Annotated in this window: 10 protein-coding genes and 2 pseudogenes; 5 read left to right on the top strand and 7 right to left on the bottom strand. The window is 41.2% G+C overall.

The features are described 5' to 3' along the window. Positions 1 to 439: 439 nt before the first annotated feature. On the top strand, positions 440 to 979 hold the full coding sequence (locus tag ACFSN5_RS03810) for a hypothetical protein (protein WP_241154234.1): 540 nt from the start codon (positions 440 to 442) through the stop codon (positions 977 to 979). Continuing rightward, positions 949 to 1,023: pseudogene (locus tag ACFSN5_RS03805) on the top strand (hypothetical protein); the annotation flags it as partial. The gene ACFSN5_RS03810 and the pseudogene ACFSN5_RS03805, both read left to right, overlap by 31 nt. Before the next feature lie 136 nt (positions 1,024 to 1,159). Here ACFSN5_RS03805 and ACFSN5_RS03800 read toward each other — a convergent pair. The 6 genes from ACFSN5_RS03800 to ACFSN5_RS03775 form a co-directional block, all read right to left on the bottom strand. Beyond that, positions 1,160 to 1,924: an HAD-IIB family hydrolase gene (locus ACFSN5_RS03800; protein WP_165213330.1), complete on the bottom strand. Its 765-nt coding sequence runs from the start codon at positions 1,922 to 1,924 to the stop codon at positions 1,160 to 1,162. Between the two features lie 105 nt (positions 1,925 to 2,029). After that, positions 2,030 to 2,923: a CPBP family intramembrane glutamic endopeptidase gene (locus ACFSN5_RS03795; protein WP_398601049.1), complete on the bottom strand. Its 894-nt coding sequence runs from the start codon at positions 2,921 to 2,923 to the stop codon at positions 2,030 to 2,032. 214 nt (positions 2,924 to 3,137) lie between these two features. Continuing rightward, entirely contained in the window at positions 3,138 to 4,067 is a 930-nt protein-coding gene (locus ACFSN5_RS03790) for a CPBP family intramembrane glutamic endopeptidase (RefSeq protein WP_398601047.1), read from the bottom strand. A 1,043-nt stretch (positions 4,068 to 5,110) separates the two neighbouring features. Further along, positions 5,111 to 6,283 carry an IS110 family transposase gene (locus tag ACFSN5_RS03785; protein ID WP_398600534.1) on the bottom strand — a complete coding sequence of 391 codons (1,173 nt, stop codon included), beginning with the start codon at positions 6,281 to 6,283 and terminating at the stop codon, positions 5,111 to 5,113. Positions 6,284 to 6,551: 268 nt separating this feature from the next. Then, positions 6,552 to 8,963 (bottom strand): flavocytochrome c, encoded by a 2,412-nt coding sequence (locus ACFSN5_RS03780; protein WP_165209749.1) that lies wholly within the window; start codon positions 8,961 to 8,963, stop codon positions 6,552 to 6,554. A gap of 14 nt (positions 8,964 to 8,977) precedes the next feature. Next, positions 8,978 to 9,574 (bottom strand): NADPH-dependent FMN reductase, encoded by a 597-nt coding sequence (locus ACFSN5_RS03775; RefSeq protein WP_165209746.1) that lies wholly within the window; start codon positions 9,572 to 9,574, stop codon positions 8,978 to 8,980. 126 nt (positions 9,575 to 9,700) lie between these two features. Between ACFSN5_RS03775 and ACFSN5_RS03770 the strand changes: the two are divergent. Continuing rightward, positions 9,701 to 9,853, top strand: a pseudogene (locus ACFSN5_RS03770) (helix-turn-helix domain-containing protein); the annotation flags it as partial. 92 nt (positions 9,854 to 9,945) lie between these two features. On the opposite strand, the gene eno reads toward ACFSN5_RS03770, so the two are convergent. Beyond that, positions 9,946 to 11,247 (bottom strand): surface-displayed alpha-enolase, encoded by a 1,302-nt coding sequence (gene eno, locus ACFSN5_RS03765; RefSeq protein ID WP_165209743.1) that lies wholly within the window; start codon positions 11,245 to 11,247, stop codon positions 9,946 to 9,948. Positions 11,248 to 11,447: 200 nt separating this feature from the next. On the opposite strand from eno, the gene ACFSN5_RS03760 reads away from it, so the two are divergent. Next, the gene (locus ACFSN5_RS03760) at positions 11,448 to 11,912 is read left to right on the top strand and encodes a DUF1694 domain-containing protein (protein ID WP_165209740.1); all 465 of its coding nucleotides are present in this window, start codon (positions 11,448 to 11,450) and stop codon (positions 11,910 to 11,912) included. Between the two features lie 410 nt (positions 11,913 to 12,322). After that, positions 12,323 to 12,721, top strand: a complete 399-nt coding sequence (locus ACFSN5_RS03755; RefSeq protein ID WP_165209737.1) for a PaaI family thioesterase — start codon at positions 12,323 to 12,325, stop codon at positions 12,719 to 12,721. Positions 12,722 to 12,753 lie beyond the last annotated feature (32 nt).

The following is a 12,753-nucleotide window of genomic DNA, read 5'->3' as shown; positions in this document are numbered from 1 at the left end:
TTGAGTCTAACGACGCCTCAATCATATCGCATTTAGCTGGAAATTACGAAAATTTTGTTTGTGGATCCTTTCCCACTCCCATAATTTTGTGCCAAAATTTACTAGAAAAATAAAAAAAACAATTAAGAACTAAAGCAAAGTCTTAGAGAAAGAGACTAATAAATTCTGTAATTTCGCATGTTATCCTATCGCATAATGTTTGTAGACACCCATCCGTATCCCCCCTATCTCTACTAATAAACATCACAGCCACATGTATAAATCGTATCCCAATCTTATAACTTTATACCTGACAAGAGCAATCAGCAGAGTAGTCCTAATACTGAACAAGCTCTTCCTTCTTCTACCTCAGCGGATAAAAACACAGATAATACAGATAGTGCCGCTGGCCCAGAACACGAGGGTTCAGACCAAGCTCAGCAAACATCACAAGCACCTGATGCACCCGGAGTCTAATCCTAATACTACTCCAGCAGGAGATGATACGACTGCTAAGTCCCCTACCGAAAACAATAACAGTGCTGCCACTGTTCAAAAACAAGAATCTGCAAACAATACCAATCCTCCAACACCTTCTGTTACTACAGCTGCTGGAGAAAATGAGCAGGAGATTACGTCAATTACTCCTAAGGAGTATGAAGCTAATGTTGCTAATTTGAACAAGGTCTCAATGACTGATGTCTATCAAATGTTTACACAGGATGGAAAAGAACATACTCTTTACCTTGGGCGTCCGACTTGTCCATACTGCCGTCGCTTCTCACCAGAAGTTAAAAAATTCAATGATTTGATTGGTGGACAGCTAGACTATTTTAATACAGACTCTCCTGAATATGATGACGCTGCACAGACAGCTATTCTTTACAATCTGGACAGCATGTTTCTCCTACTGCAGCTCAAAGTAAAGCCAATAAGCTTCCGCAAACAGGGCAAGCTAAGAGCTATCTTTCCCTCTATGGCTACCTCACGCTGTTACTAGCGACAATAACTGGGATTGTTATGAGAAAGAGGACCATTCACTAATTAACTAATTTGTTAGTGTTTTGTTTACAAAAAAATCAGCTTTCGGTGTCCTGCGAAAAGCTGATTTTTCTATTATAAGAATAAATTCCAGGCCAAACTGTATCTCAATTAAAAAATCTCAAAAAGCAAGGCCAACCTATTTCCCTTGAAATTCTTGAAAAAGCTCTAATATCTTAGCAGCAACAGCTTGACTATCTGCTTCTACTTGGTCATCTGCATAAGTCTTCAAGTAAGGATAACGACCGACCTGAACAGCATAAAGCGCATCTTTAAACATACCAATATCATTTTTATCATTGCCAAAAGCTATGTAAGGCTCATCAAACACTTCCCTAATAGTTGAAGACTTACTGATATGGTTAGGATTGAGATAAAGGCACTTCTCACTTTCATGATAAATCAATTCAAACAAGTCCGTCTCCTTAGCTTGATAAGTAATATCAGCTAGGAGATCCTCATGATTTCCCAGATAAATCACCATTTTAATGGGATTTTTCAATTCATCAGCCGAAACTTTCTGAGCCAAATTTAAAGGGTCAACCATCTTGATAAAAGGAATGTATTCCTCATTATCTGTTGCATAATTAAAACAATTATCAACAAAGAAAGGCAGATTAAAGTAACGGCAATAGTTTACAGCCTCCTGATAGCCTACAGGATCTAAGTTATGCTCGAGAATCAACTGACCTCTTTCATAAACGAGACCGCCATTAAGACCGAAAACGCGCTCTTGAGCTAGTTTTTCACCCAACATATCAAGGGAATCACGATAGGAACGAGCCGAAGCAAAATTCACCTTATGGCCATAGCTAGCCGCTTGAGCCAAGACCTCTTTGATGGACTCATCAATACTATAACCATCAAAAGATAGAGTTCCATCTAAGTCAAAAACAAAATTCATATTAAACTCCTAGTTGAGCACCGCCTCAAAAAGCAAAACTCACAATAATCAAAGCTCCTACATTATATCAAAAAACTAGGTTGAAACCTAGATTTTATTGGATATTTATGGCACTACTACCGCCTCTTCCCGAATTTTCAAGTAGATGAAGAGACAAACTGATGCATAAATCAGTAAAGTCAGCAAACTCCCCTCGATACCGAACTGACCACCCGTCAAATAGGTAGGCCCAGAGAGCTTGAACTTAAAAATAGCCGATGAAACCAGACTGAGTCCCGAAACTTGAACCCCAAAAACAGAGCCTTGGAAACAATTCCAAGCTGCATGAAGGCCAAAAGCACCCCAGAGATCACCCTTCCAAATGACATAGAGGCACATCATGAGACCAAAAAGACTGGCATTAAGTAAAGATATCAGAGTAATGTGAGGACTCAATAAATGAAGAACTGCAAATAAAAGTGACACGATAGAAACTGCTGTAACCTTTCGATGATGGCTAGCGAGAACTGGCAGCAACCAGCCTCTTGTCATTAATTCTTCACCAGCACTTTGAATCTGCCAAGCAAAACTGAAAATCATTAGAAAAACAAAACTTGAAAAGGTCAGATTAACCTTATCAAGTCGAGCTATCCCTAAAAGACCAAGCAACAGAATGATAACCGTAAACATAACTCCGCCCCAGAGCAAGCCCTTCAGCAATTCCGATCCTACCCGGTTTTTAAACAATCCCATAGAGGAAATCGGACGTTTCTCTACCCATTTTACCCAGCCAAAAAAGATAACAAATACCCCTATATCATAGGTTAAAAATGTTAACATTCTTATATCTGCCCATTGAGCAGGCAAGCCGAACAAAGATAGAATTTTAACAATCCCTTCCATAATTCCAATCCCTAAAAGCTGACCAGCAGCAAATAGAAAGACTGCAAGAGGAATCGCTACAGCAATATACTTAGTTACTCTGCCCTTGGCAGTTTCGGTAAAAAGATTAGGTTTCATTCTATGTTTTCCCTTTCATAAGGATATGATCCATGAAGCATTCAAACAATAGGAACCTTGACAAGTTCTAGGCAGGTAAGTTTTTTCACAGGAGTGTAGACAGAGGCAATCCATAGGGAGGTGAGCTCGATCCATTAAACACTCCAAAGATAAATGAGGAAAATTCCTTGAAGAGGGAGGGCATAATAAACAACAGCAGGCTTACTTCAAATGTTTATGGCACTACTACTCCCTTACGAATTTTTAAATAGAGGTAGAGACAAACTAGGGATAGCACGAATACCGTCAAAATACTTCCCTCTACACCAAAAGCACCACCACTCAAATACGATGCCCCTTTTAACTTCAACTGGATAATAGATGATGGCAAGACAGCTGTGCCAGAAACTGGGATACCAAAAACAGAACCTTGAAAGCAATTCCATGCCGCATGAAGCCCAAACACGCCCCAGATATTGCCCTTCCAAATGACATAGAGGCACATCATGAGACCAAATAATATGACCACTAAGAGAGAAATAATGGTCACATGAGCATTAGGCAGATGCAATAAGCCAAACAGAAGCGAAGCTACCATAACGGCCGTAAATTTCCGATGATGGCTAGCCACTGCAGGCATTAACCAGCCCCTAGTCAAGAGTTCCTCAGCCCCACTTTGAATTTGCCAAGCAAATACATATAATAATAGGAATCCTAGGCTTTTAGCTGAGACATTAATTTTTTCCAAATCAACCATTCCAAAAAGGCTCAATAAAACCACTATGATGCTAAAAAGTCCTGCACCAACCAACCAGCCCTTGGCTAGTTCTCTACCTGCATCCTTTTTAAACAATCCCATAGAAGAAATGGGACGTTTCTCTACCCATTTAACCCAACCAAAGACAGTTAGATAAATGCCCAAAAAGGCAAAAAGCTCAATTAAGGTAGAAACATCTGTTGAAAATGGTAAGCTGGTTTGTATTTCTCCAGACGGACTAGGGGCCGGAAAGCCATGCTCAAGATAATAAATTAAAGTAACAGGCACTAGGCTAAGTCCACCTATCAGAGTACCTAAAAACAAGAGCATCAGAGCTATAAGAATTAATAATATAATGGACTTCGTTATCTTACCTTTTGCCGTTTCAGTAAAAAGATTAGGTTTCATTTTATGATCTCTCTTTCATAGGGATATTAAGCCATGAAGCACTCCCAAAAATAGGAATCTTGACAAAGGTGCACTAACATCTAGAAATTCTTTTTCAACAGAATCGTAAACGGTTCATGATTAAGATACAAAGGACTTCTGTGGGCATAGCTAAAATAGGGGTTTCGGATTCGACACAGAGTCACAAGTATTCTGGGGGAATACGCTGTCTTTTTAGCCAAGTGCCCGTGTTCCATTCACACGAGACTAAGCCGTGAAGTGGTTCAAAGGAATTTAAGGGCTTGAAGTTTCTGCCGACTAATTGTTGCTTTTTCACTTTTAAGCAACAAACTTCAGCAGTCTCTCCCCAGACTGCTGAACCCCTCAGAGTCTTAAGCATGTTCAAGTGCACAGACTTTAACTTTTTGTACTATTTTAATATAACAGATGTTCTAGCCTTTTGCAAGATAAAAAGAGAGTGGGATCAACCAAATTATTAAAAATTTTGATTCTTACCACGTCTTGGTTTTAAAGTGGTGACCTAAATGGTCTCTCCTCAGAGCGTTTTGACGCTTGCTTTGCAAACTTCATTTCCATTTCCCGATTAAAAAGGTCTCCCAGACCTTTTTGTCCCCCTGCACAGCTCAAAGGTTCAGAGGACCTTTTGAGGTTGGAAATAAGATGATCGATGACCATCATATTCGTTTAGGTTTTCTGCTTTGGCCTTGTGGTCAAAGGAAAGACGGTCAGCAGTAATTTATCGAGGCTGAGAAAAGTATTCTAGCCTTCTATTTTTTGCAGTCATAATAATTTGACGCAGTAGTTGATTGGAGATCCTTATCTTGGGGTGCAGTCCCATTTCAAGCATCCCCTTAAACAGTCCACTGGACTGTTTAACTACTCCGCAAGTGATAACGGCCACCCCATCTACTGTGCGAAGGTAAGACTTCTTGGCCTAGCCAACAATTCCTGCTCACAGCCACTTCACCAGAGTTTTATACGAAAACTACAAAGAATGCAAAAATTCCCTCCCTATGATATAATCAAAGCGAAAAAAATTATATTTAGACTACTAGCTCGTCCCTAGTAGTCTTTTTCTGTGCTAAAAATTCAGAATAAGTCATCTGTCCTTTTAAGAGGATATAGGCTATTTTTAATAATTGATGTGCTAGGGCAATTGTTGCTTTCTGTGGACCACGCCGATTTTGAATCTGATAAAATCGTTCCACTAAGGGACTTCCTTTTTGATTCCTAGCGGCAAAAGCGGCTTGACATAAGCATTTTTTCAAATAGGAATTACCATGTCGAATCTTGGTACTACGTTTCTTGCCAGCACTCTCATTATTACCAGGACAAAGTCCTGCCCAAGAGGCTAAATGTCCAGCAGTTGGAAACTGGCTCATGTCAACACCAACCTCAGAAATGATGACAGAAGCTGTAATCACATCGATACCAGGAATAGAATCCAAAACTTCTACTTGTTTCTCGTATTGTGATAGATAGCTATTGATTCGCTCTTCCAACAACTCAATCTGCTTCTGATAAAAATCATAAATCTCCAAGGACTGCTTTAACATAAAGCAATGATGGTCAGAGAAATAACCATCCAAGGCTTCCAGAAGTTGTGGCACTTTCTTCTTCAAGGTGGTATAAACTGATTGATGGACAATGCGAGGAGTAATAGGCGTCTTATCAATCAATAGTTGAAGGAGATGACGACCAGAAGCACCCATAATATCTTCGATATACGTCGTTATCTTAATGCCGCCTGACTGAAGAATTTTATGAATACGATTGGTTTCACGATTACGGCTTTCCACATAATGTTTTCGTTGTCTGGTCAACTCTCTCAATTCTTGGATGGTTTCATCGGGAACGAAACTCCGAGGAAGCAGACCAATCCGTGTTAATTTAGCAATCCAGTGAGCATCTTTCTTATCGGTTTTCTGACCCGGAATGGCCTTCATGTGAGCTGGTTGAGCGAGTATCAACTCGAAGTCATCACATAGAGCATGCCAGACAGGTCGCCAATAAACACCGGTGCTTTCCAGACCAACGGCTTCCACATGAAATTGTCTAAGAAAATCGTGGCAAGCACGTAGGCCTTTAGTTGTTGTATCAAAAGTTGCCATCTCACGCTTTGGACGAGTTGAGGTGAGTGACCCATGTAAAATACAAACAACAATATTGGCTTGATGGACATCAATACCTGCACAAGATTGATAGAGAACATCCATGACAATTCCCTCCTTCCTAAAATAAGAGAGCTTATCTACCGAATTTTAGTCGTATTTTTATACTCATGCTTATCGCATATTTTGGGGTGCTCGTCAGTAGAGTGGATCAGTTTTGCCCTCGATTACTAGAATCATTAACTCGTCAACCACAAAGCCCTCACTAAGATTATACACCTAGTGAGGGCTGTGTGTCCGTTTTCATTATTCTGTGGGTGAGGGCGGAGCCATCATGGATGTCTTGCCCAGCCTCTTGATATTTTATACTGTTTTAGCACCACTCATCCACTGCAGTTTGACCAGCAATTCGGCCGAAGGTAAAGATATCAGTCAAGGAATTGCCGCCCAGACGATTACCAGCATGAAGACCGCCAGCGACTTCTCCTGCTGCATAGAGACCCGAAATAATACGGCCTTGTTGGCTGATAACATGGGCTTGTGTATCAATCTTCAGGCCACCCATGGTATGGTGAACTGCTGGCTTACGCGGAGTCGCATAGAAAGGCGCTTTCTCAACCTTGAGGTCAAAGGCTCCCTTATTAAATTCAGGATCATAACCCGCATCGACATAAGAATTATAATCAGTAATAGTTTGGACAAAGACCTTTGGATCAATATTAATTTTCTCTGCTAATTCTTCTAGAGTATCAGCGCGATAAAGCGTACCTGCTGCTACCTGTGCCTCGATTTTTTCGTCACTAGTATTATAGGCTGTTTGTTTGATATTATCATCCGCAATCAAATAGAAAAGTCCGCCGTTATCAATAGCCGCTTGTGACAATTTATCACGGCTACCATATTCATCAACGAAACGCTTACCTTCCTTATTAACCATGATAAAGTTTGCAGGCGGTACCTGCAGGCCTGAAAAGAGAGCTCCAGTTTCTGGATCCGATACAGGCATCATCTGAGTGAAGCCCATACCAACAAGATCTGCTCCAACACTTTGACCAAGGATAATACCATCTCCTGTGATAGCTGGTGAGTTGGACGTCCTGATGTCATCGTCAATTTCTGTCCAATAAGTGTTGTATTTCTGCAACATCTCAGTATTCGCACCAAAACCGCCCGAGGCCAGAATTACAGCCTTGGCATAAACTGTAATGGTTTGACCGTTGCGACCTTCTGCAATTGCTCCTTTGATATGACCATCTTCAACAAGCAATTCCTTAACAGGGGTATCTGTCAGAATAGTGCCTCCTGCCTTACGAACATAGTTGTCAAGGACGGAAATATAGGCATAGCCCATTGGCGTCTTAGGCTTATGACCGCGGCGCCAGATAGCCCCTACCGGCATGGTTACATCACTGTGATCAAATTCAACCCCGACATTTTCCAGCCAGTGAACCGAATCCAAGGCATGTTCGGTCAAAATTTTCACCAAATCATAATTGCCATGAATTTCATTACCCTTGAGGTCAGTTCGTTTACCACCTAGATAGGTTTGGATACGATAGAGCAATTGAGAGTCAAAGAGAAAACTTGGATCTTTAAGATAGGCTTCGACTTGTTCTTGAAGTGCTTGAAAATCGTCACGATATTCTGGATCAATTGTTGATAAATCCTTGGAAATCAACTCTTCCAAGTTATGGGCTTCGCCAGGATTAGCCGCAAAGGTCTTTTGCCAGTCAGGATCCGGAGCATTCATAGGACCACCAGCTCGAACTGTATTCCCGCCTAAGGCTGGGAATTTTTCCAAAAGAACAACGGATTTTCCCTTTTGCAAAACAGTAGCTGCGGCAGAAAGACCGGCACCACCACCGCCAACAACCAAAACATCGGTGGTAAACTCCTTGTCTTCCTTATCTAAGGCGGACGGAGCCTTCGACCGCTTCTTCAACGTATCAGGATTACCGCCAGCTAGCCGAATTGCTCGGGCTACACCATCAAGAACACCGTTGGAGGTTACAGAAGCTCCAGAAACAGCATCCACATTAAGAGTTTGTCCTTCAATAATTTCATTTGGAATACGGGTAAAGACAATATCAGAAATGCCAGAAGTTTCGCCAGAACTATCAATATCAATCTTTTCAATTCTGTCATCAGACAAGGTAACCGTCACAGGCAGAGGTCCATTATGGCCTTCTGTCGTAACCTCATATTCACCAGGCTCAAAATGAACGTCTTCAGGCTCATTAAGCTGGTTAGCGACATTGACAAAGCGGACAAAACGATAGAAACAACTTTCTAAAAAGTCTACTGTCTTTTGATCCTTGAGATCACCCTCATCATCAAAAGCTTTATGAGCAAAGCCCAGCAAAAATTCATTGCCTGGCATAACGGTCGCATTCACACCAGGAGCATCCAAAATCTGCCGCAAATGCAGCTGAGCCCGTGAAGACCCCTGCTCAGAATAGGAAGCTCCAACAATCATAATTGGTTTGCCATCAAGCGGATGAATATTAAAAGACAGCCATTCAAGTAAACTGTTCAAACTGGAAGGAATGGTATGATTATGCTCAGGTGTAGCAATAATAACCCCTTCAGCCTCAGTAATCTTCTGATTAAAATTTTGGATGATAGGTGAATCTGTCTGATCATCGGTTTCATTAAACATGGGAACTTGATCGATGTCCAAGATTTCAATCTCGGCTTTATTAGCAAAATGTTTAGCCATAAACTGCAATAACAATCGATTGTAGGAATGCTTAGCATTGGTCCCCGCAATAGCAACTAATTTCATAATAATTTCTCCCTTTACACTTCCCAAGCGAAGGCTTGTTTACGCTTTGTATCAGCTTCCTTGACCAACTGATTGGTTAGGTTAACAAAGCCTTGAAATTCCGCAAAGCAATCATCCAGTTCGGAAACTTTCTCAGGATTATTTAGCTGGTTATCATCGGTTAGAACCTGCTCGGAGTGGCCTAATAGGAATTCATTTCCAGGCATAACCCTAGCCTTTAATTCTGGAGCATCTAAGATTTGCCGCAGGTGGGCCTGCGCCCGAGAAGTCCCCAGAAGTCCAAGTGAAGCCCCGACAATCATCGTTGGCTTATTAATCAGAGGGCGGCTGGTGTAAGCAATCCATTCCAAGGCACTTGAGAGCGGTGCTGGAATAGTGTGGTCATATTCCGGAGTTGCAATAATCACACCCTCTGCATCTGCAATCTTCTCGTTAAAGTCAGCCACAGCTTGAGGAACTTGCTTATCTTCGGGTTCATTAAAGGCTGGCAGATCCTGAATTTCTAGGATTTCAATGTCAGCTTGGTTGGCAAAATGCCTAGCCATAAACTTTAAGAGTTTTCGGTTAGTTGAACGGGCCGAATTAGTCCCAACAATCGCAACTAATTTCATTTTGTTACCTCTTTCACATTATTGGTTCCCCCTCATTGTACTACTCCCCTATTTTTTTGTAAACGCCATCTCCCGAAATTTAATGTCATAATATCTATTTTTCAGATAATAGTATTGCTTTACTCGGTACTCCTGCAGACTAACCACTCGATCCAAGATATCACTAGTCAGGTCGGTTTCGCCAACCAATCCAATTTTAATCGTCAGTTTAAGAAATATTACAAGTTAACACCCAGACAGTATCGGCAAGAGTTTATAAAAGAATCTTTGCGGAAGTAATCCCCTAATTTAGTCCGAGCTCTCCTTTCTAAAAGATCACAAAAAAGCTACTAGGAAAACCTAGTAGCTTTTATCAGGACTCCGCTAAAACCTTATTTTTTAAGGTTGTAGAATGAGTTGATTCCTTTGTATTGAGCAACTTCACCAAGTTGATCTTCGATACGAAGCAATTGGTTGTATTTAGCCATGCGGTCTGTACGTGACAATGAACCTGTCTTGATTTGACCAGCGTTAGTTGCAACTGCGATGTCAGCGATTGTAGAATCTTCTGTTTCACCTGAACGGTGTGATACAACTGCAGTGTAACCAGCTTCTTTAGCCATTTCGATAGCTTCGAATGTTTCAGTCAAAGTACCGATTTGGTTAACCTTGATAAGGATTGAGTTAGCAGCACCTTCTTTGATACCACGTGCAAGGTAGTCAGTATTTGTAACGAAGAAGTCGTCACCAACCAATTGAACACGATTACCAAGGCGTTCAGTAAGAGCTTTCCAACCTTCCCAGTCGTTTTCATCCATAGCATCTTCAATTGTGATGATTGGATATTTATTTACCAATTCTTCGATGTAATCGATTTGTTCAGCGGCAGTACGCTTAGCACCAGTTTCACCTTCGAATTTAGTGTAGTCGTAAACGCCATCTTCGTAGAATTCTGATGAAGCACAGTCGAAACCGAGCATGATTCCGTTTTCACCAGCTTCGTAACCAGCTGTTTCAATAGCCTTAAGGATAGTTTCAACACCATCTTCAATACCGTCGAAACGAGGTGCAAATCCACCTTCATCACCAACAGCTGTTTCCAAACCACGTTCTTTAAGGATTTTCTTCAATGCATGGAATACTTCAGCACCCCAACGAAGACCTTCCTTGAATGTTGGTGCACCAACAGGCATAATCATGAATTCTTGGAAAGCAATTGGAGCGTCAGAGTGAGAACCACCATTGACGATATTCATCATTGGAGTTGGAAGAACTTTAGTGTTGAATCCACCAAGGTAGCTGTAAAGTGGGATTTCAAGGTAGTCAGCAGCTGCGCGTGCTGCAGCGATAGACACACCAAGGATAGCATTTGCACCCAATTTACCTTTGTTTGGAGTACCATCAAGAGCGATCATTGCACGGTCGATTGCTTGTTGGTCGCGTACATCGTAACCGATGATAGCTTCTGCGATGATGTTGTTTACGTTGTCAACAGCTTTTTGAGTGCCAAGACCGCCGTAACGAGATTTGTCACCGTCACGAAGTTCAACTGCTTCGTGTTCACCAGTAGAAGCTCCTGAAGGAACCATACCACGTCCGAAAGCACCTGATTCAGTATAAACTTCTACTTCAAGTGTTGGGTTACCGCGTGAGTCAAGGACTTCGCGTGCGTAAACATCAGTAATAATTGACATTACAATACTCTCCTTATGAGTTTTAATTTTTTACACCACAATAGTAACACAAACTTCGTTAATTAGCAAACGAGAACTGAAGCTTGTATCATTATTTTTTAAATTTTGAAAAAATTTTTGAATCCCTTTTTCCTTATCATTTTGGCCATCTCTGGCCTTTATTTTCTATCTTATGATAAAATAAGGTAACGAGGTACACTATGGATAATTTAGAGAAGAAATTAATGACAGCTGCTTCTGGTGAAACAAGATTCAATCCAGACGAGCAGCGCCGATACATTGGCACCTTTCGTGAGCGTGTTTTGCTTACGATTGATAAAAATATGGGTAACCGGGATGATGTCAAGGCAGCTTTTCCAAAAATCTTGGAAGACCTAAAGAAAAACTACTCTGTCATCAAGGTCAAATCCTGCTCTAATCTAACTCAGACCAATCAAGTCATCTACATGAAAATGGCTCAAGAGGCGGGCGTCAGCTTTACCAATGTCAATGAAAAAGGCGAGCATGCTTTCGACCTAATTGTTCATACCGACAAAGCTGTCAATCAAGCAGAGACGGATATTTTTAAAGTTTATCCCCAATTCTTTGAAACGATTACTGAACCAGCGCCTGAAAAAAAGAGTTTTTGGAAAAAATTGTTTGAGAGTAGAAAAAAAAATCAGTAAACCGTGATAAAATCACGATTTTGATTTTCCTCACTCTCTCATTTGAATGCCTTGGCCTCTGCTGCTCTCTTGTTTTAAGGCGGCAGACTTTGGCGGTCTATCTCCAGACCATCAAACACCACTGGAACGTTTCAAACCCACCTTCACTCCGCTCAGTTGGTTAGGTTTTCCGCTTTGACCTTGTGGCAAAAAGAAAAACAGCCAGCCACTGTGCCAAAAATTAATTCTAAAACAGGGATACCAGACGAATTTTGCACAGTCCCCAATTAAGAACTGTGCAGGGTTAAGACTAAGTTGCATAGCCAACAAGTATTACTCCCAACCACTGCACTAATTTGGTAAATCTAAAGCAATACAAAGGAGGCAGAACTTTTTGTCTGCTTTTCTTCTAAAACAAAGAGGAACGAAATATGAAAGAGAAATACATCCACGAAATCAAAGTCTTTGAAAATCACCAACTAAACAGTTTTGACTATGGCCATGTAGTCGTCACCAGTGACATTGTCCAGTCATCACTCAATTACTACGGCCATGCCCATGGTGGCTATCTTTTCACCCTCTGTGATCAAATCAGCGGCCTAACAGCCATTTCAACTGGTTCTGATGCCGTGACCCTCCAATCAAGCATCAATTACCTCAAGCCAGGGAATTTAGGGGACAAGCTGACTATTGAAGGGAGCTGCAGCCACGACGGTAGAACCACCAAAGTCATTGATGTCACTATCAACAATCAAAACAAGGAACTAGTAGCCAAGGCCAGCTTTACTATGTACGTAACTGGCCAGCATAAGGAAGAAACAATCCAATAGGAAGTCGATCTAAGAATAGTGTTATCTGGCTA

It is taken from the genome of Streptococcus tangpeifui (assembly GCF_044503215.1).
Taxonomy (GTDB): domain Bacteria; phylum Bacillota; class Bacilli; order Lactobacillales; family Streptococcaceae; genus Streptococcus; species Streptococcus tangpeifui.
The sequence above is the reverse complement of the archived record's forward strand: the minus strand, read 5'-3'. Positions and strand labels throughout refer to the sequence as shown.

What these genes read in the sequence shown, in the direction of transcription:
- eno (WP_165209743.1), bottom strand. Translation starts at nt 11,247, where the DNA reads ATGTCAATTATTACTGATGTTTACGCACGCGAAGTCCTTGACTCACGC.
- ACFSN5_RS03795 (WP_398601049.1), bottom strand. Translation starts at nt 2,923, where the DNA reads ATGAAACCTAATCTTTTTACCGAAACTGCCAAGGGCAGAGTAACTAAG.
- ACFSN5_RS03790 (WP_398601047.1), bottom strand. Translation starts at nt 4,067, where the DNA reads ATGAAACCTAATCTTTTTACTGAAACGGCAAAAGGTAAGATAACGAAG.
- ACFSN5_RS03785 (WP_398600534.1), bottom strand. Translation starts at nt 6,283, where the DNA reads ATGGATGTTCTCTATCAATCTTGTGCAGGTATTGATGTCCATCAAGCC.
- ACFSN5_RS03775 (WP_165209746.1), bottom strand. Translation starts at nt 9,574, where the DNA reads ATGAAATTAGTTGCGATTGTTGGGACTAATTCGGCCCGTTCAACTAAC.
- ACFSN5_RS03755 (WP_165209737.1), top strand. Translation starts at nt 12,323, where the DNA reads ATGAAAGAGAAATACATCCACGAAATCAAAGTCTTTGAAAATCACCAA.
- ACFSN5_RS03760 (WP_165209740.1), top strand. Translation starts at nt 11,448, where the DNA reads ATGGATAATTTAGAGAAGAAATTAATGACAGCTGCTTCTGGTGAAACA.
- ACFSN5_RS03810 (WP_241154234.1), top strand. Translation starts at nt 440, where the DNA reads ATGCACCCGGAGTCTAATCCTAATACTACTCCAGCAGGAGATGATACG.
- ACFSN5_RS03800 (WP_165213330.1), bottom strand. Translation starts at nt 1,924, where the DNA reads ATGAATTTTGTTTTTGACTTAGATGGAACTCTATCTTTTGATGGTTAT.
- ACFSN5_RS03780 (WP_165209749.1), bottom strand. Translation starts at nt 8,963, where the DNA reads ATGAAATTAGTTGCTATTGCGGGGACCAATGCTAAGCATTCCTACAAT.